This is a genomic window from Kitasatospora sp. NPDC048298, from assembly GCF_043201465.1.
In the GTDB taxonomy this organism is placed as follows: Bacteria; Actinomycetota; Actinomycetes; order Streptomycetales; family Streptomycetaceae; genus Kitasatospora.
In genome coordinates this window covers 147,594-166,222 of sequence record NZ_JBICYZ010000009.1, presented here as the reverse complement: position 1 = coordinate 166,222, position 18,629 = coordinate 147,594, and the positions used below count along the sequence as shown (strand labels likewise).

General features: G+C 69.2%; 19 protein-coding genes and 1 tRNA gene. 10 read left to right on the top strand and 10 right to left on the bottom strand.

The window, feature by feature from the left end:
- Positions 1-116: 116 nt before the first annotated feature.
- A complete protein-coding gene (locus tag ACGF0D_RS10885; protein ID WP_392914763.1) occupies positions 117-857 on the bottom strand; it encodes a GPP34 family phosphoprotein in 741 nt (246 codons plus the stop codon).
- Positions 858-1,155: 298 nt separating this feature from the next.
- Between ACGF0D_RS10885 and ACGF0D_RS10880 the strand changes: the two genes are divergently transcribed.
- On the top strand, positions 1,156-3,558 hold the full coding sequence (locus ACGF0D_RS10880) for a D-alanyl-D-alanine carboxypeptidase (protein ID WP_392914761.1): 2,403 nt from the start codon (positions 1,156-1,158) through the stop codon (positions 3,556-3,558).
- A 110-nt stretch (positions 3,559-3,668) separates the two neighbouring features.
- Here ACGF0D_RS10880 and ACGF0D_RS10875 read toward each other — a convergent pair whose 3' ends face one another.
- Positions 3,669-5,207, bottom strand: a complete 1,539-nt coding sequence (locus ACGF0D_RS10875) for a glycosyltransferase family 39 protein (protein WP_392914760.1) — start codon at positions 5,205-5,207, stop codon at positions 3,669-3,671.
- A 165-nt stretch (positions 5,208-5,372) separates the two neighbouring features.
- Here ACGF0D_RS10875 and ACGF0D_RS10870 point away from each other — a divergent pair.
- Together ACGF0D_RS10870 and ACGF0D_RS10865 are read left to right on the top strand one after the other, a co-directional pair.
- Positions 5,373-5,445: transfer RNA gene (locus ACGF0D_RS10870), tRNA-Arg, on the top strand.
- 797 nt (positions 5,446-6,242) lie between these two features.
- Positions 6,243-7,238: a hypothetical protein gene (locus ACGF0D_RS10865; protein WP_392914758.1), complete on the top strand. Its 996-nt coding sequence runs from the start codon at positions 6,243-6,245 to the stop codon at positions 7,236-7,238.
- On the opposite strand, the gene ACGF0D_RS10860 is transcribed toward ACGF0D_RS10865, so the two are convergent.
- Positions 7,219-7,566, bottom strand: a complete 348-nt coding sequence (locus ACGF0D_RS10860) for a hypothetical protein (protein ID WP_392914757.1) — start codon at positions 7,564-7,566, stop codon at positions 7,219-7,221. The two genes, ACGF0D_RS10865 and ACGF0D_RS10860, sit on opposite strands and share 20 nt — an antisense overlap.
- 20 nt (positions 7,567-7,586) lie before the next feature.
- Between ACGF0D_RS10860 and ACGF0D_RS10855 the strand changes: the two genes are divergently transcribed.
- Entirely contained in the window at positions 7,587-7,832 is a 246-nt protein-coding gene (locus ACGF0D_RS10855; RefSeq protein ID WP_392914755.1) for a helix-turn-helix domain-containing protein, read from the top strand.
- A gap of 273 nt (positions 7,833-8,105) precedes the next feature.
- Here ACGF0D_RS10855 and ACGF0D_RS10850 read toward each other — a convergent pair whose 3' ends face one another.
- Together ACGF0D_RS10850 and ACGF0D_RS10845 are read right to left on the bottom strand one after the other, a co-directional pair.
- Positions 8,106-8,273 carry a hypothetical protein gene (locus ACGF0D_RS10850; RefSeq protein WP_392914753.1) on the bottom strand — a complete coding sequence of 56 codons (168 nt, stop codon included), beginning with the start codon at positions 8,271-8,273 and terminating at the stop codon, positions 8,106-8,108.
- Positions 8,273-8,854 (bottom strand): hypothetical protein, encoded by a 582-nt coding sequence (locus ACGF0D_RS10845; RefSeq protein ID WP_392914752.1) that lies wholly within the window; start codon positions 8,852-8,854, stop codon positions 8,273-8,275. The genes ACGF0D_RS10850 and ACGF0D_RS10845 overlap by 1 nt, the downstream gene beginning before the upstream one ends.
- Before the next feature lie 133 nt (positions 8,855-8,987).
- Between ACGF0D_RS10845 and ACGF0D_RS10840 the strand changes: the two genes are divergently transcribed.
- The 6 genes from ACGF0D_RS10840 to ACGF0D_RS10815 all read left to right on the top strand — a co-directional run bounded on the left by ACGF0D_RS10840 (position 8,988) and on the right by ACGF0D_RS10815 (position 13,846).
- Complete coding sequence (locus ACGF0D_RS10840) at positions 8,988-10,343, top strand: transcriptional regulator (RefSeq protein ID WP_392914751.1); 1,356 nt, start codon at positions 8,988-8,990, stop codon at positions 10,341-10,343.
- Between the two features lie 35 nt (positions 10,344-10,378).
- The gene (locus ACGF0D_RS10835) at positions 10,379-10,630 is read left to right on the top strand and encodes a hypothetical protein (RefSeq protein ID WP_392914749.1); all 252 of its coding nucleotides are present in this window, start codon (positions 10,379-10,381) and stop codon (positions 10,628-10,630) included.
- A 139-nt stretch (positions 10,631-10,769) separates the two neighbouring features.
- Complete coding sequence (locus tag ACGF0D_RS10830) at positions 10,770-11,309, top strand: hypothetical protein (protein WP_392914747.1); 540 nt, start codon at positions 10,770-10,772, stop codon at positions 11,307-11,309.
- A gap of 31 nt (positions 11,310-11,340) precedes the next feature.
- Entirely contained in the window at positions 11,341-12,105 is a 765-nt protein-coding gene (locus tag ACGF0D_RS10825; RefSeq protein ID WP_392914746.1) for a hypothetical protein, read from the top strand.
- A gap of 389 nt (positions 12,106-12,494) precedes the next feature.
- A complete protein-coding gene (locus ACGF0D_RS10820) occupies positions 12,495-13,157 on the top strand; it encodes a hypothetical protein (protein ID WP_392914744.1) in 663 nt (220 codons plus the stop codon).
- A gap of 188 nt (positions 13,158-13,345) precedes the next feature.
- A complete protein-coding gene (locus ACGF0D_RS10815; protein WP_392914742.1) occupies positions 13,346-13,846 on the top strand; it encodes a hypothetical protein in 501 nt (166 codons plus the stop codon).
- Positions 13,847-13,929: 83 nt separating this feature from the next.
- Here ACGF0D_RS10815 and ACGF0D_RS10810 read toward each other — a convergent pair whose 3' ends face one another.
- The 5 genes from ACGF0D_RS10810 to ACGF0D_RS10790 all read right to left on the bottom strand — a co-directional run bounded on the left by ACGF0D_RS10810 (position 13,930) and on the right by ACGF0D_RS10790 (position 18,626).
- Positions 13,930-14,190 (bottom strand): hypothetical protein, encoded by a 261-nt coding sequence (locus tag ACGF0D_RS10810; protein ID WP_392914740.1) that lies wholly within the window; start codon positions 14,188-14,190, stop codon positions 13,930-13,932.
- Positions 14,187-14,411 (bottom strand): holin, encoded by a 225-nt coding sequence (locus tag ACGF0D_RS10805; protein ID WP_392914738.1) that lies wholly within the window; start codon positions 14,409-14,411, stop codon positions 14,187-14,189. The genes ACGF0D_RS10810 and ACGF0D_RS10805 overlap by 4 nt, the downstream gene beginning before the upstream one ends.
- A 2-nt stretch (positions 14,412-14,413) precedes the next feature.
- Positions 14,414-15,391 carry an endolysin gene (locus ACGF0D_RS10800; protein WP_392914737.1) on the bottom strand — a complete coding sequence of 326 codons (978 nt, stop codon included), beginning with the start codon at positions 15,389-15,391 and terminating at the stop codon, positions 14,414-14,416.
- A 482-nt stretch (positions 15,392-15,873) separates the two neighbouring features.
- Positions 15,874-16,407 carry a hypothetical protein gene (locus ACGF0D_RS10795; RefSeq protein WP_392914735.1) on the bottom strand — a complete coding sequence of 178 codons (534 nt, stop codon included), beginning with the start codon at positions 16,405-16,407 and terminating at the stop codon, positions 15,874-15,876.
- An 8-nt stretch (positions 16,408-16,415) separates the two neighbouring features.
- Positions 16,416-18,626: a hypothetical protein gene (locus ACGF0D_RS10790; protein ID WP_392914734.1), complete on the bottom strand. Its 2,211-nt coding sequence runs from the start codon at positions 18,624-18,626 to the stop codon at positions 16,416-16,418.
- Positions 18,627-18,629 lie beyond the last annotated feature (3 nt).

Here is an 18,629-nt window from a genome sequence, read left to right as displayed (position 1 = left end):
GCGGACCGTGGTGCTCGGTGGACCGTCGTGCTCAGTGGATCGTGCTGCTCGATCGACCGTGGTGCTCAGTGGATCGTGGTGCTCGGTCGACCGCCGTGCTCAGCGGATCGTGGTGCTCAGCGTGCGCCGACCCGGGAGGCGGGAACCCGCCCGCCCGAACCCCGGCCCGCCGCACGGGCACCGGGGCGGCCGGCGGCGGCCCCGGAACCCTGGGAAGAACGGTTCTGCTGTGCCGGAAGGCCGTTCTGCACGTCCATGACGGCGTGCGCGACCATCCCGCCCAGCGGGTCGTACCGGATCAGGTCGCGCAGCCGCGACCGCGAGGACCGTCCCTCGTTGCCCGGGTACAGGTGCTTGCCCAGCCCGACCGAGTGGGCCAGCGCGGCCAGCGCGGCCGTCCTCGGGTCCGGCGGGACACCGGTGCGGATCGCGGTGTCCAACCGCTGCTTGATCGCGGCGTTGGTGCAGTCGTCGGACGCCTGGTACCGGGTCGTCGGCAGCACCCCGCACACCTGGCCCGGCACGGCCGTGACCATGCCGCAGCGCTCCAGGTGCGCCAGATAGGTCTGCCGCAGCCCCAGCCGGGGCCCGCCGATCCAGTGCGCCGCGCGGACCGGACTGCCGCGTCGGCGCAGCAGTTCCAGTGCGTGGTCAAGGGTCGGGTCGCCGGTCGGCCGTGCGAGCACGACGGCGATCCGGTCTCCCTCCGGTACGATCCGTCCGGCCAGGGACAGCTCGACGAGCTGCGCCCCGGCGAGTCCGAGGTCGAGGGTCTGCGGCTGCGCCGTGGTACCCGTGGTCGGGTCCAAAGCGAGCAGCAAGAGTTCCTCGGGAACAGTTCTGCGGCTCTTGCCCATCCAAGCCTCCCCGCGTGGATGAGAGACAGGGTGACGCCTCTCACACGGGCTTGTCGAGTACGCCTCCGAATCGTGACCTTGCGGTGAAGGCGCGGAACCGGCGGCGGCGGGCCTGGCGTCTGACCGGTGAACAGGCCGTGGCGCGACCGGGCGACGACAATAAGCGCCGGTCGGGCGGGGTGTGCACGGCCGGAACGGCCGCCGGTGGCGGAGACTGTACAGGTACACGGGGCGGGGCGTCGGCTTCCCGAAATCGGGTTCGCCGGTGCCCCGCCGGGCGTTGAGGAGGCTGGGATACGTGGGCGAGTCCCCCGACAGGGTGCTGAGGGACGGCGACGAGCGGCAGCGGGACCGCGAGCGCGAACGGGCCGGTGCGGCGGCGGGCGGCGCCGAGCCGGCCGCGGGCGGCTCCGGCCCGGCGGCCGACGGTGCGTCAGGCACGGCCGCCGCCGAGGCGACCGCCGAGACCTCTGCCGAGGCCTCCTCGGACACCTCCTCGGACGGCCCCGCGGAGACCTCCGGCGAGACGGCCCCGAAGGCGTCCGCCGACGCTCCGGCGACGGCCCCCAAGGGCGGCTCGACCGTACAGCTCCGCGTCCACGATGTGGACAGCGAGACGACGATGCTGCGGCTGCCGGTGGACAACAAGACCACCGCGCTGCGGCTGCCCGAGGAGCTGGTGAAGGCCGCCGGCAAGGCGAGTTCCGAAGGTGAGGGGGAGAAGGGGGAGTCCTCGCCGGAGGTCGCGGAGGCGGCCGAGCCCGCCGGGCGTCCGGTCACCGCCGACCCGCGTCTCACCATGCGGACGGGTGCCGCGGCGGCGGGGAGGGCCACGGGGAAGGCGGCCGAGTCGTCGGGGGAGACCGGTGCCGAGACCGGCGCCGAGGGCGGTGCCGAGCCGACGGCCGTACCGGATGGGGCCGCTGACGGAGCGGCCGACAAGTCCGACAAGGCCGACAAGGCCGACGAGACGGAGAAGTCGGAGAAGTCGGAGAAGGCCGACGGTGCCGGGACCGAGGACGACCCGGAGGGTACCGGCGAGGCCGAGGACACCGACGCCGAGGACACCCCCACCAACGGCGACGTGACCCTCGCGCTGACCAAGACCGGGCAGCCTGGTCAGCCGTCGGGTCCGGCCGAGAAGCTGGAGAAGCCCGCGCCGCTGCGCGCCTCCGCGGCCGGCACCGTCCCGGAGCCGAAGCCCGAGCCCGCGCCCAAGCCCGAGCCGCGTCCGGAGCCCAGGCCCGCCCCCGAGCCCGAGCCGACCCCCGCTCCGGCGCCGCTGCCGAAGCCGACCCCCGTGCCCGTCCCCGGGCCGGCCCCGAAGCCGCTGCCGCAGCCCGACCCGCGGCCGGTGCCGCCGGTCCCGCCGCTGCCCAAGCCCGAGCCGCTGCCCGCACCGGAGCCGCTGCCGTCGCCGGAGAACACCGCCGAGGCGATGGAGGTCCTGGCCTCCCTCAACGCCCGCCCGGTCTCGCCGCTGCGGCGCGCCCTCAAGCGGGTGACCATCTGGACGGTCTTCCTCGCCGTGGTGCTCGGCGCGCTCGCGGTCGCCCAGCTGCTGCGCCCGCTGCCGGACCCCAAGCTGAAGATGACCGCCGCGGGCGGCTACAGCTTCTCCGGCGACGCGCTCGACCTCGCCTGGCCGGCCAAGGGTCAGTCCGCCGCCGAGGTGGTCGGCATCGGCAGCCTCGGCAGCTCGGGCCCGGAGACGCCGTCCTCGATCGCCAGCGTCACCAAGGTGATGAACGCCTACCTGATCCTGCAGAAGTTCCCGCTGAAGAAGGGGGAGAGCGGGCCGAAGATCACCGTCGACAAGCAGGCCGCGCAGGAGTCCGGCAACGTCGACGAGTCCAAGGTGACGCTCACCGAGGGCCAGGTGCTCACCGAGTACCAGGCGCTGGAACTGCTGATGCTGCCCTCCGCCAACAACGTGGCCCGGCTGCTCGCCCGCTTCCACTCCGGCTCCGAGGCCGAGTTCGTCAAGCTGATGAACGACACCGCGGCCAAGTTCGGCATGGCCAACACCATCTACGCCGACCCGGCGGGCTTCAACGCGGACACCAAGTCCACGGCCAAGGACCAGCTGAAGCTGGCCGAGCAGGTCATGCAGGACGAGATCTTCCGGCAGATCGTCTCCACCCCGGAGACCAACTTCAACAACGCGAAGATCCCCAACACCAACAACCTGATCAACCCGAAGACCGGCGTCATCGGCGTCAAGACCGGCTCCAGCACCCCGGCCGGCGGCTGCCTGATGTGGGCCGCCTACAAGGAGATCGGCGGCGTGAAGCGGCTGATCCTCGGCGTCACGCTGGGCCAGCAGGCCACCTCCTCCGGCCCGGACGGCGGGATCCTGCCGACCGTGCTGAAGGTCAGCGGCAAGCAGATCCAGGCCGCCCAGAACGGCGTCACCGGGCAGACCGTGGTGAAGAAGGGCGACGTCGTCGGCTCGGTGGAGGACGGGCTCGGCCACAAGGTCGCGGTCGTCGCGACCAAGGACCTGGTGGTGGCGGGCTTCCCCGGCATCTCCGGCACGATCACCCTGGACACCCTGAAGATCGGCCACAGCGAGCCGGCCGGCAAGGAGGTCGGCGTGCTGCGGGTCGGCACCGGCGACGACGGCTCGGAGGTCCCGGTGGCCCTCCAGAGCGACCTCAACCCGCCGTCCATCCAGTCCCGGCTGCTGCGCGCGCTGTGAGGCGCTGAGCCCGGCGAGCCGCTGAGCCCGCCGAGCCGTCGAACGCGGCAAGACGAGGAAAGGGGAGAAGGGGAGCCGGTCCACCGGCTCCCCTTCTCCCCTTTCGTGTCCTAGACGTCCCGGTCGAGCAGCGCGAGCGTGAGCCCGCCGAGCGGGGTCACCCGGTCCGGGACGCCGTACCGGGTGCGGAGCACCTGCGCCTGGTCCGGCGGCATCGTGCCGAGCGGGTCCTCGGTGTCGCCGAGGACGATCAGCCAGATCCGGGACACCTCACCCAGGCAGGCCTCCGGCTGCGGGCAGGGCGCCGGCGAGAGGTCCTCGGCGTCCTCGGCGCTCCGCGCGACGAAGACCGGGTAGGGGCGCACGTCCGAGGGCAGGTAGTAGCTGACGCCCGGCCAGGCCATCGCCCAGGCCTGGACACCCAGCGGGGCCGCCATCCCGTCCCCGGCGCGGTAGCCGGCCGTGATCTCCCGGGCCGCCGCCTTGAACGGCTCCACCGAGCGGTTGTGCGACCCCACGTACCGCACCGACTGCTGCTCCGGCAGGGCCTTCACGGCCGGCACCGCGAGCAGCCCGGCGGCCAGCAGCCCGGCCACCGCGGCGGCCCCCCGGGGCGCCCGGCCGAGCCGGCGGGCCAGGCCCGTCACCGCGCCGTACACCGCCCCGGCGCCGCCGCCGGCCAGCGCCGCCCAGGCGGGCACCGTGAACAGCAGGTACCGCCCGAGGAAGTACGAGGTCTCGCCGGACCAGGACACCAGCCAGACGGCCACCACCGGCAGCACCGCGAGCAGCAGCAGCTGCCAGGCCTGGATCCGCCGGCCGGGCAGCAGCAGCGCCAGCAGCGCCAGCGGGAGGAAGGCGTGGAACACGTCCTCCGAGCCGAACAGCACCTCGCCGAAGTAGGTGAGGTCCTCCGGGGAGGGGGTCGGTATCCAGCCCAGCTGCCGGTCCGACTGCCGGCTTCCCAGCAGTACCACCGGCAGCACCGGCAGCGCCGCCACCACGACCGCCAGCGGGTACTGCCACAGCAGCCGCCACTCCACCGCCGAACGGGTCCGCCACAGGTGCAGCGCCACCAGCGCCACCTGCCCGGCGACCGTGCTGAAGGAGATCAGGTGCCCGGCGCCGCCCAGCGCCATGGCCAGGCAGTACGGCGCCCAGCGCCGCCAGGACGGCCGGTCCAGCGCCCGCAGCAGGAAGAGCGAGGCCGCCGCGATCGCGCAGGTCACCAGGGCGTAGGAGCGCGCCTCCTGGGCGTACCGGGAGATCTCCGAGGGCACCGCGAGCAGCAGCCCGGCACCGACCGCCGCCACCCGGTTGCCGAACAGCCGCTGGGCGGTGAGCGACACCAGGGCCGCCGCCCCGGCCATCGCCAGCACGGAGGGTGTTCGCAGCGCGATCGTCGAGTCGCCGAACACCGCCGTCCAGCCGTGCATCAGCACGTAGTACGCGCCGTTGCTGGCGTCGATGTGCTGCAGCAGCCGGAACAGGTCGCCCGGCGAGCGGGTGGCCACCGTCCAGGTCGCGATCTCGTCCCGCCACAGGTCCGGCGTCCCCAGCCGGTACCCGCCCACCGCCAGCATGACGAGCGCGGGCCACACCCACACCTGCCCCAACAGCCGACCGACCGGGTGCACAGCAGGTCTCATCGAGTCGTTCGTCTCCTTCAACGTGGTGCGCGGGCGCGTCCCACCATGCCGGGCAGGCTACTGGACCAGCCCTGACGCCCCGTCGGCCCCCCGTACCCCCTCCGTCAACCCGCGACCGACCCCTGATCCGGTACGCTGTGAGCGGCCTGGTGGCATCCGGGCCGCGCCTCAGTAGCTCAGGGGATAGAGCACGGCTCTCCTAAAGCCGGTGTCGCAGGTTCGAATCCTGCCTGGGGCACAACGCTGAACAGGTGGAATGCGGGCTGCGGCCCAGGTCGGGAGCGTGATCCCGACCTGGGCCGCGGTCATTCCTGCAATCTCGGCACAGTCTCAGACGGTCTCACTACAGTCTCGGCACATGGGTTGTCCTCCTAAATTTCCCCCAAACGATCATGGGGAACCAGCAGGTCAGACAGCCATACGCAAAGAAGCGCCCCCACGCCGCACTCGACGGCTGGGGGCGCTTTCGTGCCGGGGAGGAGGGGGGTCAGTTCGTCCTGCCCCGGCACACAGCTGCCAGCCCCCGCCATGTGGCGGATCCCCGGCAGCAGCGAGGTCAGTAGGATTTCCCCGACCTCGCGGTTCCCCTCTCGTAGCGCCCGTTTCCGTCGGGCACTCCGAGGTGGGGGTTCAGGGGCCCGGCCGGTCGGAGAGCAGCCGCCGGCCGGGCCTAGATGATGCTCAGCCGCCCCACGAGGAGTCGTTGACGGTCATGGCCGACGCCGACACCGTCGGGGTGGGCGACGGGTCGGGGGCGATGATGCCGCCCCAGCTGGAGTCCGCCACGGCCGGCCGCGTACCGCCGGATGCGGCGCCACCAACCAGGACTGCGCCAGCGATGAGGGCGGCTCCTGCCAGCGCTGCGGCAGCGCGGCAAGCGATTCGGCTAGAGGGCATGGAACACCCCTTTCAGTGCTCGGGGAAGTGCGCGGCGATCGCGCACGACCAGTGTTCCAGGGGTAGTTGTCAGTTCAAGCGTCCACGGCGGCCAGGCAGATAAACTTCCCACAGTGGAAGTCCAACGTTGGGGTGAAAGTGGACACTTCGGACGTCGAGGTTGGTCAAAACCTTCTCAGTTGTGAAGCCAGGGAGCTGTACCGCGAACTGCTGGGTGGCTCAACCGCCCCGCGGCCGGGCAACCCACTCGACGAACTCCTCGTCCTGCGGCTGGCAGCACCGGACCCGCACCGCCCCGGACACTACATAGCCCTCAACGCGACAAGCTCAGCACTGCACTGGCAGACCCACTTTCAGAACCTCGCCGACCGCTTCCTGTCCAGGGCCGCCTCCGTGACCGAGGAGATGAACGATCTAGTCGGCGCCTACCAGCTGGCCCAGCCGGCCACCGGCGGTGCCATTGAGTACCTAGCAGGCCTGGGCGTCATCCAGGACCGACTTACCCCTCTTCTGGCTGGCTGCGAGAAGGAGCTGTTTACTGCCCAGCCGAATGGACCCCGCCCCGCGGCCCAGCTTGCCCTCAGCTACCAGCGCGACATAGACGCGCTGAGCCGGGGCGTGAAAATGAGGACGATCTACCACTACACGGCGCGAGCCGACGAGCCAACGGCGCGTTGGGCGGGGACCGTTTCGCTGCACGGCGCCCAGGTACGAACCGTGACGCAGCGGTTCCCTCGAACCGTGATCATCGACCGGCGAGTGGCGGTCACGGCCGTACTGACCCCATGGGAAGGACAGGGGCCGCCGCCGGACGAACGCGCGCTCCTCATCACTGACGCGGCTGTGGTGCAGTGGCTGGCTACCACGATGGATCTGCTCTGGGGCAGCGCGATGCCGTGGAGCGGGGGTGCCTTCGTTGAGATCACGCCCATGCAGAAGGCCATCCTCGAAGGCCTGGTTCGCGGCGATGGCCTGGAAGTCATCGGCCGGTCCCTCGGGGTGAGCCGCCGTACGGTCTCGACGCACCTCGACCCCCTCCGCGAGGCGGCGGGGGTTGAATCGCTGCCGCAGCTGACGTACTGGTACGGCCGCCACGAGGCGCACTACGCGGGGATCACCCCGACTGGCGGATGACCGCCACGCACTCGCGCCGGTCAGCGACAACGGTCAGCCGGTACTCGCCGTCCGCCAGAATGAAGTCTTGAACCCTTGCGGTGTCCTCCAGAAACCAGAGGTACGCATCGCGCTGAGCGGGGTCGAGTGCCATTTCGCACAGGTTCCTGCACAACTCGGCGATAGCCGATTGCAGGTCGGTGTGCTCAGTGCGGCGCCCCTCGATGGTGAGGATGCAGGCGGTGCTCAGTGTGTGCTCCCGGTTCAGGTCCCCCCGGTTGCATGCACCAATCATAGGCGAACGCAAAATCGAACAAGTGGGGACTTTGGTATGCAGACTTTTGATCATGGTCGGGCGAGCGTCAAGGGGTGCCGACCCCGTCCCAGCGCTCACCCGATGCCCGCCAACTGCGGGAACGTCGCGAGGTCGGCGACCGAGTGCGCTTCCTGCGGCGCCAGCAAGGCATCAGCCAAGAGCGCCTCGGCCAGATGATCGGCCGCGACCGGCAGACGATCAGCAACTACGAGATCGGCCGCACGCCCCCCGGCCTCGACGACCTCGTCGCCATGGCCCGTGTGCTCGGCATCGAGACGTGGAGGCTGTTCTACGGGTAGGCCGGCCGCGCTGAGGTGCGACCGGCCTGGTCGGCCGTTGTACGTGCGGGCCCGTGGGCTGGGCATGGCGGGCAACGTCTGCCGGTCACCGGTGCGCGGCGGCCTGGTGCCGGCGCATCCGGACACGAACGTCGACCGCAGCCGACCGGTCGAACGTCCGCTCGGCCCGGGCATGCTTTGCGGCCAACTCGGCACACACGGGGCAGCCGGCGTGAGGTGTCCGCAGAGCATGCCGAGGGAACAGGGCGGATACGGGGTCGAGACGAGCGGCGCTCACCGCTCCGCCTCCGGCTCCGCCGCTGCCGACCTGGTGCTCTTCTGGAGGGGTCGGCCGTGGGCGTGGGCACCGAGCTCGGCGAAACTGGCCTCGATGGCCTCCAACCGCTGCGGGTCAATCGTCTCGTAGACCGGAATGCCAGCGTCGGCGTCGGTGGGATCCATCAGGCGCTCTCCTTGGAGATACAGTCGGGGTGCGCAACCACGGCCCAGCCAAGCGGGGCGCCGGAGGTCGCGGTGTACGCGTGGCCGGAGAAGTTCAGCGGCGGCTCGCTCCGGCTGCACACGACGCAGGCCTCGCCCTGACGCTGCTGGTCGGTGTAGTCAGCCCCGAGGGTGGTCTTCCCGAGCCAGAGCTGACGGGACAACGTCGAGTCCTTCAGGTACTCCTCAACGTCCATCCTGCGGGCGGCAGGGGTGAGGTAGCGCTGTCCCATGAGGAGGACGATGGTTCCGCCGCGGCGGGCGAAGTCGGCCCACCCCTCGTCAGCGCCGACCCGGAGGGCACCCTCCATCCGTGGCAGGAGCACGAGTGCGTCCGGGCCGGCGAGGACGATGCGGATCCCGGGCGACGGCAGCGGCAGGTCCGGCGTAGCCAGGCCGGCGCGCGAGGCGATGGGCTGCAGCCCCGGGGCGTTGGCACGCGCCGGGGCGATCAGCATGAAACTGACCAGCCCGTCGGGCGTCGAATCGATCCACGTCCAGGCCGCTAACGACAACGGCGGGCGTTCAGTGGCCGTCAACACGGGCCCCCTCCTTAAGTGCTGGGACTACCATCACCACCAAGAGTCGACCCGTGATCACCTGACCGTAAGGGCTGAGGGGGTGGCACAGGGTGGCACTTCTGCACGGGGTGGCAGCTAGGGGTAGGACGAGGACATGACGACGACAAAGACGCCGAACGGCAAGCTGGTTGAGTGGCAGGCTCGTGCGGGTCTGAGCAATGCCGACCTGGCCCGCCGCGTCAAATCCGCAGCTCAGCACGCCGGACATCAGCAGATCGCGCCTGACGCAACTGCCGTGCGGCGCTGGCGCGAGGGCAACCAGCCGCGCCGGCCGCTCCCGGGAATCATTGCGGACGTCATCTCCGACGCACTCGGATACCGGGTCACATCGCATGAACTCGGGCTCGGAGAAAGCCCCGCCGAGGACCGCTCGCTCCTTTACTCCCGCAGCTACGAGGTTACGGTGGAAACCGTCTCTGACCTGGGGAGAGCAGACGTGGATCGTCGCCGATTCCTTGCCGCCGCACCGTTCACCGCCGTCGCCGCCACCGGACCGAGCCGAGACTGGCTCCTCGCCACCCTCGACCAGCAGCCCGAACCCGGCCCGCGCGTCCGCCTCGAGGACGTCACGGCCGTCAAGAACATGTTCTCGGAGTTCCAGAAGATCGACATTTTCCAGGGCGGAGGCAGCGGCCGGCTGATCCTGGCGGCGTACATGAACGTCCACGTCTACCCGCTCCTGCGACGACCGCAGGCTGACGATGTCCGGCGGGCCCTGTGCGAGGCCGCAGCCGAGCAGACCTACCTGCTCGGGTGGATGGCCTACGACAACGGCGAGCACGGCACCGCCCAGCGCTACCTCATCCAGTCCCTTCGGCTTGCCCAGGAGTCTGAGCACGTCGCGCTCGGCGCGCACGTCCTGGCCGGGATGGCCGACCAGGCCACCCTCCTCGGGCACCCCGACGAGGGGCTGCGACTCGCCCAGTCCGGCCGCCACGGTCTCCGCGGGGCCTCCGCCGCCGCCCTCGCCGACCTGTGGGCCCTCGAAGGCCGCGCACTTGCCGCCATGGGCGACAAGACGGCCGCAACCCGCGCCGTCGCCCAGTCCGAGGCCGCCGCCGAGCACATCCGTCACGATGGCGAGCCCGAGTGGGCCCTGTTCATCGACCCGGCCTACCTGCATGGCGAGCACGCCATGACCCTGCGGGACGTTGGCGACCACGCCGGAGCGGCCGAGCACGCCAAGCGCTCCATCGACCACGCCCGCCAGCAAAACCGCGCCCGCCGCGGTGCCCTTTCCCAAGCCGCACTCGCCACCACCCACCTCCAACGCCGCGACCTTGAACAGGCTCACGCTGCCGGCCTGCGGACGCTCTCCCTCGCCGGCAAGGTCAAGTCGTCCCGCGCCGTCGAAGCAGTTGCCGACCTGCAGCGGCGGATGGAGCCGTTCGGGAAGAACCGGTTGGTGGCCGACTTTGCTGAGCGGGCGCGCACCCTGACTGCCGCCTGACCTGCGGCATCCAATGCCGGTCGTACGATGTCGGCATGGCCGATGTTGAACTCCCTGCTGACCTGCTGCCCCTCCACGTCGCTGCCGTGCGCGCTGACCGGGCGATGACGACGGCGCGGGAGGCCGGCGGCGACGTCGAGGCGGCGCGCGAGGAGTACCTTGCGGCTGCCGCGGCCCTCGAGGCTCACTCCTTCTGGGAGGAGCGGCGTCGCGCCGGGGACCGCCATGCCTTCTGGCAGGCCAGCTTCGACGCCGCGAAGGCCGCACTCGACAGCGCCGCTGCCTGAGCCCGCACACGACGAATCGCCCCCGCTCCTTTTCGGGAGGGCGGGGGCGTTTTGCTTTCCTCTTAGGCCAGTTGGGTGAAACCGCTTGAACTTTGCCTCACCGTGAGGCATTGTTTGCGATGTAGCCAAGGAGGCCGACATGACCACCGTCACCACCACCAACGCCGCCATCCAGGCCGGAGTTACGGTCGACACCATCCGCACCTGGTGCCGCACCGGCGCCGTCGCCGCCGTCAAGCAGGCCGGCCGCTGGGCCATCGACGCGGCCTCCCTCGCCTACCGCGTCAAGCTCCCCACCCTCCTCCGCAAGACCCCCAAGCCGGTCAAGCTCACCGCCGAGATGATCGTCGCGCTCGGCGGCCGCCGCTGGCAGAAGAACGGCATGGACCGGATCTACCTGAACGACTGGGCCCAGTTCGCCGGCCTCGACGTCGCCTACTACGGCACTGGCAACGTCAGCGGCGTCACCCTCGGCGGACGAGCCATCGCCAACAGCCGCGCCGCCCGCCTCCTCAACGCCATCGACAAGGTCTGGTTCGACACCGCCGACAGTAAGCTCCACGCCCGCCACTACGACGCCGATGCTCTGGAGGTCCGCTACCTCGACGGCGTGCGCGACACCATCAACCTCCTCGCCCGCACCTTCGCTGGCATCAAGACCGCCGCCGCCACCCTCTGACCCACCCACCCCCAGCCACAGGAGTACCACCATGCCCGTCACCGTCACCCCCAATGACCTGCGCAACCTCCTCGACAGCGGCGCCGAAGACCCCGTCCTGTACGTCAACTTCGACGTCGACGAGGAACCCGAGCTGGACGTGTGGGCCGGCGCCTACGTCGACAACGACCACGTCGTGATCACCCGCGCCGCCCTCGAGGACTGGCTCGGCGACGACTGGACCGACGACGACATCACCGAGTACCTGCCCAAGCTGCAGGAGACCGCCGACGGCATCGCCCCCGCTCCCGCCCCGCACTTCACCGCCTGGCTCGTCAACGACCGCAGCTGCCTGGACGGCGACGACTGCGACATCGCGGTCCTCGCCGACCAGGTCGCGGGCTGGAAGAAGGGCAAGCCCGACTGGAGTTCCACCGGCAACCCGCTGTTCCACGCGCTCACCGGCATCACCGCCAGCGACGGCGACGACGAGGAGGCCATCGACCGCGCCGAGGAGCTCCTCGCCGAGGCCGGCTGGTCCACCGACGGATTCTGGGAGGCCGTCGACACCGGCTACGTCGTCACCGTCGAACGCGCCGACCCCGACGAGACCTGGACGATCGACGAGGTCACCACGCACATCGGCGCTGGAAGCACCGGATCCGCCCGCAAGACGCTGTCCCGCCTCGGCGTCGAGGCCGCCAGCCGCGCACCCGGCCGCGCCGGCCAGTCCATCTACAGCACCGCCGAGGTCATGTACGCCCACGCCACCCGCCCCGGCCGCGGCGCCCGTACCGACCTCCACGATGCCGAATGACGCGAAACTGCCAGGCGACGGAGAAGTCCTGCGGGAGCCCAACCGGATGGCTCCAGGGCGGCCGTTGCACCAGGTGTCGCACGGCTTGCGACGCCCCAGGGAGGGAAGTCGTCAACGAATCCGCCCACAGCGCGGCCAGCGCCGAGCCTGTCGGCACAGCACCGCTAGCCGGCGTTGGCCCCCGAGTCTGCGAACACGTTGGTGTTGATCCAGCGACAAGGGCCGTCCGGCAAGGCGCCTACCTAAAGGCGCTGGTCGACTACGACGGCATGGTGTCGGCGGCTTGCGAAGCGGTAGACCTACACTCTGCAACGCTCGACAATTGGAGGAACAATCCGGACTTCTCGGCCGCAGAGTCCTCGCTCCGGACCTGGATCTCCGGTAGGCCAGTGATCCCGACCTACGGACAAGCGTCAAGGTTCCAGCTGCAACTGGTCCTTGAGATCCTCCAGGACCCGTGGGTAGGCATCGAGAACGCGGCCAGAGAGGCAGGCCTCAGTCGGGAACAGGTTGAGTACCGGGCAACCCAGGATGCTGCCTTCCGAGAGAAGCTGGACGCGCTCAGGCCGGTCGGCGAAGCCGGGCAACGCCAACATCCTCGCAGCACCACCACACAGCACCAATCCCTACTGAGACTTGCGATCGAGCAAGGCGCATCGATCAGGCAGGCCGCTGAACAGATCGGCGTCACGAATAGCGTAGCCAAGCACCTCGTCAGGTCGGACAGGGAGCTGACCAACCTGGTCGAAAGCCTGCGAGCTGCAGGGAAGCTGCGTCGAGGCGGGTATGAACCGAAAGCGATCAACGAGCAATGGCTCAAAAACGTTTGGCTGCTCAGGCCCAGCGAGGATGCCTACATGACGACGAAAGAGATTGCAGACGCCGTGGGATTGAGCGACGCGCAGGTTCGGAATCGAGCCGCGAAGCTAGGCCTTCCCAGAAACCGGAAGGCTGCTCTGATCACTGAACGGCGATCCCGGTGCCTCTCCCGCGCCGAAGACGTCGTCGCTGCCATGAACACCCGCCCCGACCTCAAGGGTGACAACGAATGAGCGAGCGGTGTGCGGCCGAAGGTCGAGGATGCGGCAGTACCTGGGGTTGGCGCGCTGGCGGCCGGTGCCGAAACTGTCGCACCGCCCACAATGAGGACACCGCAGCTCGACGTAGGGCGCAGAAGGCTCCAAGCCCCGAAGTCATCGATACCTATGCGCGGCGTCTTGAGCGCGGCGAAGATCCGTCGGTGGCAGCCCGCGAGCTCGGGATGCACCCGAAGACGGCCCTCGCGCTAGCAAAGGATCACCCTCGAATTGCTGCGGCCATGGCCCGAAATGAGGAACGCCCCGATGGCCTCCCCGCATCCAAAGAGGCCCGTCAAGCCGACTTCCTCAAGGCGCTGATCGACCACAACGGTGTTGTGAGAGATGCTCTTCAGGCTGCAGGGATGACGGAAGGCGTTCTCACGGCCTGGCGCCGCAACGGGCAGTTCAAGGCTGCGGAGAAGGCGCTCAAGGTCTGGCTCGCTCATCGCCCTGCCATGCCTATCCGAAGGCGAGCACACGGCCGGACCACCCCCGGCCAGTATGACCGTCTTCTGGGCTTTCTTGAGGACCCCAAGGTAAGCATCATCGAGGCAGCTCGCAATGCGGGCCTCACCCGAGAGAACGTCTATTACCGCCTTGCAAACGACGGCGAATTCGCGCAGCAGTTTAGGAAGCTGAGGCCGGGCAGGGAAACGGCCTGAGGCGCCAACCGCAAGGTGAATGACGCGAAGACGCCCCCGCCCGGCCCTCCCGAGGGAGAACCGAGCGGGGGCTTCGTGTGTGACTACCGGGCAAGTATTTGGGCCAGGGCGCCGCCGCCGGTGCCAAGCACCACGGCTGCACCCACAGCCATCCATACCCGAACTTCCAGACTGCGGATGCGCTGCTCGTGATCGGCAGTCGCCGCCCTGTCCTCTGCCCGGTCGTCGATGATCCGGTCGATCTTGCCCTCCATCCGGATCTGACCGTCAGCGATCCGTCGTACCTCCTCCAGCGTCTGGGCCGGACTGATGTACACCCCGGCGCCGGGTACGGGGCTGGTCACTGGCGGCTCCGCGGCAGCAGGGCCGCGGTCGTCGGGTCACCGACCAGCGTGCCGACCGCCGACTTCAGCACGGTCAACGCGGCCGGCAACGCGGCCACCGCCGCCGCCTTGAGCGAACCGATCGACGTCAGGTCGAACTGGTCCGCCAGCAGCAGACCGAGGAACGCCACCGCGTACGTGGCGACGGTCCGCTCGACCAGGTCGAGGATGAACTTCCGCATGATCAGGACTCCTTCGAGGCGGTGAACTGGGACTTGAGCTGGTCGACGGCGGCGGCCAACGCCTGCACCATGGTGGTGAGCTGGTCGAGCTTGTCGTCCGACTCCTTGGCACCGTTGGCCATCTCGCGCAGGCTGGGCTTGTACCCGTTGGCCAAGGCTGCCCAGTCGATTGGCGCGCTCAGCGCCGTGTTCAGCTCCGTCTTGATGATCTCCGGCAGATCGGCGCGGAACTGCTGCACCACAGCGAGCACCTGCTCGGCCCGCTGGGCACCGTGCAGGGCGTCCGCGACGCTCATGTCGTAGCCGCCGTCGGCGTACTGGGGCCCAAGCCGGGCCGCAAGCATCTGCTCAGGGGTCATGTCGTCCTCCTCGGCGCTCGGCGCCGGGCTGGTAGTGGTGGTGAAGGCCGGCCACGAGCCGGGGTCGGTGTGGTCGTTCTCCGGTACGTGCGCGTGCGCATACCAGCCGCCGGCGGCCTCCCACGTACGCTCGTCCCGGCGGGCGGTGAAGTCGGTCGGTCGGCCCATCGGCCATGTGTCCGGGACGCCCCAGCTGCTGATCCAGGCGTGCAGCCGGTCCCAGCCCGCACACGGCGTGTCCACCAGGCGCGGGTACACCCGGCCCTGGTAGCGGCAGTACGGGAAGAACACCGCCTCGACCTGGATCACCACCCGGCCAGCCCGGTTGGTCCTCGTCCCGCCAGGCCCGTCCAGCACGCTCTTGGAACGGGAGTTGGCGGGGAAGAGCTGGGCGATCCGACCGGTGAACGGATCCCAGATGATGTGCGGGGCCGCTGAGCTGCCGCTGCCGGTGAAGTAGGACACCAAGTCGTCGAAGTCGCACCAGTCCTGCGGCGCGGCCGCAGTGGCGTTGCGGTCCCACGTGATGTGCGCGATCGCCTTCGGCGGGTACTGCTGATCGGTCGGCGCGTGGTCGCCGAGGTCGTGGACCTCGGCGCCAGGCATCCAGAGGTCAGGCATCCGGTCTCCTCTCAGAGCTACGTGGAGGCACGGATGACAGTGAACACAGGGGCCGTGACGGCACTCGGCACCCCACCAGTCACCCTCAACTGCCCAACCCCGCCGCCGGAATCAGCCAGACGCCGGCACCGTCCAGCCAGTCGGCAACGTCACCGTCGGCCCCTCACCCGGAGGCGGCCCAGGCAACGGCTCCGGCACACACCCACACCTCGGAAGCACCGCCGGATCCGGCGCCGTGCACGACGCCTCGTGGACATGCGCCGCCAGATCCAGCCGCAGCGCGTGTGCACCGCACGCCAACACCGCCCGAACCGCAGCAGCAGCCTCCACTGCAGACAGGCCCTCCGCGGTCACCTCCTCGGCCGTCAGCCGCCGCTGCCACTGGACCACTGCCCCCTGGCCACAACCCGGGGCCGAACACCGGGCCCCCACCACGCTGGCAACATCCAGGTTCACCGCCTCCACACCGTTCATGTCGCTCCTCACGCGTGCATCCAGATCGCCGCGAACCCGGACTGTGACGGCACCGTGTTGAGCGCACCGCCAGACGACTGGAACGCCACGAGCTCGACGTAGTCCGAGGTCCCGTTGAACTGGGCAATCGTCATAGTCCGCGGCGTCGGATTGTTGCCGATGTCCGTAGTCGGCATCGCCCCCTGTCCGAGTGCCAGGGTCGCGCCGGACCCGTTCTTGCGGAACTCACACAGCCGGTTGCCGGTTGCGTTAACCGCGAACGACACCGACCCGATCAACAGATACCAGCCAGCTATGGGCGGCGCGTACCGGGTGTTGTTGACCGTATCCGAGTGCCCGTTGTACGAGTCGACCACCGTACTGTTCATGGCAATCGACGTCACCGTCGTGTTCCCGATCGACTGGGCGGCAGTCTGCACCGACAAGAACACCGGCGGCTTCGTCAGGAACGTCGCCGTGGTGGTGACGTCCTGCCGGTACATGTCGGAGGTCAGCCGCGTGCCCGCCGGCCGGTCTGTGAGCGGGGGAATGGGAACGGTCACGGAAGCTCCTACAGGAACGCGATGGTGGCGGGCTGGTGCATGCGGATCAACGCGCCAGTTGGCTGGCCCTTGACGATGCCGTTGACGGAGCGCAGGACGGCGAAGGTCTGCGGGGAAACGGCGCCGGAGATGTTGGTGACGGTGACGACCTCGCCGCCGATGTCCGCGTCGAACGGGACGTCGGAGACGCTCGTACTCCACAACGGTCCGGTGGTGGTCGCGACCTGGAACGTGGTGTCGGTGTTGCCGACGTCCATTGCCAGCGTGCTGCCGCCAGTGTCCAAGCCGCATCGCACCGGGTCATCCAGCAATGCCACCTGGTAGGGCGACTCCGGCGCACAGTTGAACGTGATGCGGTGCTCAAATCCGGTGATCGTCTCGGATATGCCCAGGATGATCTGCGAGGCGGCGCCCGGCGGGAGCCACGGTGGTAGGTCGGTCATGGTCATGCGCCAGCCGATGTCGAGGGCAAGGATCTGCGCCCGCAGCGATGGCGTGATCGACGGGTGGGCGAGGTTTACAGCGATCACCGGGTACCGCGGCTCATCCACCGTGCCGAGGTGTAGCCGCCAGCCAGCCTGGTCGGCCAGCTGGGCGTCAGACTGCACGTTCACCTGCACTGATTCCGTGTACCGGCCAGCACCCATAGGCGGTGACTTCGTCGACAAGGCCCCGGTGTCCAAGGTTGCGCGCGCAGATGACCCGTTCACCCGCGAGACAGTGATGTCGTTGCGGGTGTAGGTGTCGTCATCGACCGGCTTGGGAACCTCAGACAGGTTGCACGCCGTATAGGAGAGCACAACGTTCGGCGGCTGGTTGCCGTTGAAGGACGTTGACCGGTAAGAAACACCCCCGCCGGTCTCGTACAGCGTGCCCATGTCCGCATCGACGCACTCCTGGATCAGCGCCAAAAATGAGGCTGGACGTTGCGGACCCATCGCCGGGGTAGCACCAGCCGAGCTGGTAAAGATCCCCTCCTCGGCGCCCAGCCGGGTAATTCGTGCCCCCGCACTCTCACCTGCATACGCTGACAGCTGGGCACCCATGTCGAAGATGCTCGTGAGCTGAGGCTGCACTGATATGTGGCCAACAGCGCCGTCGGTAAGAGCACCCGTCGGCGAGATAGTGACGGTCTGAACGACACCAACTGTGCGCGACGCCAGCGTGGAATTCCAGAAATCCGCGGCAGGCGCGCCAAGCTTCCAAAGTACGATACTGGTGTCAATATTGTTGCCGTTCTGGCTCAGCTGAATGGAACACAGAAACGGCGCACTGTTAATTGCAAAAATGATCAACCCGGTGTCGTGGATCAGATTGCCCGGCGAGTCAAATGCTCGTAGCCCTATACTGCCGGATGTTGTATCGGCGTAGAGCTCCCATGCCGCTGCCGTACCGGTGGTGGTGAACCGGCAGACAACGGCTCCGCTGGCAAATCCCGCAGACGGAACCCCCAGCAGGAACCGTACCTGTGCGGCCCCTGAATCCGTGTAGGCCGGGATGGCGCCGGTGAGCGAGGCGCCAGCGGTCATGGTGGGCAGCGAGTCCGATGCGACGAACATCGAGGATGCCGCCAGGTTGGGGCGCCCGGTTACAACCATCGGAATACCAGCATTGAGACCCGACGCAATGGTCGTCGCCTCGCGTTGGTCCTCGCACGGCCAGTAGGCGACCGGCGGAACCGGCACAGTCGCAGATGTCATGGCCCTATACAGGACCGATCTGAGCGGCGTCTGCCCTTGGCCGAGACGCCGCAACGGGCCGGCGGCCTGCATGTCGACCCACACGTCCGCGCCCGTACTGTCCCAGCTCTGAGGCCACGCCACGACCTCAACACCGGCGCTGCGAATCACCTTTCTGTCGCCAAGAGGCACTGACACCCGCAGCCGAGTGTTCCTGCCGATCTTGCCGTACAGGGGCGAGAGCGGATTACGCGGCGAGAACCGGCCGTCGCGGTTGTTGAGCTGGAACGAGCACATGCCAGGTTCCGTGTGCGCACCTTCATTCGGCTGGCCGCGCGTGATGCGAATCGCCCCCGACCCATTGCGGACCATCACGTACTCGGTGATGTCCGTCCACGTGCCGTCGACAAGCAGCTCGACCTGGACAGGCAGCCCGTTCGGCGTGTCACCCGACCCGGCCGACGGCGCCGGGCCGAGCGGTCCGGCCTGGCTGCCCAGCCGACGCTGCCAGGCCGAAATGAGTGGTGCGATCGACGGCATCGG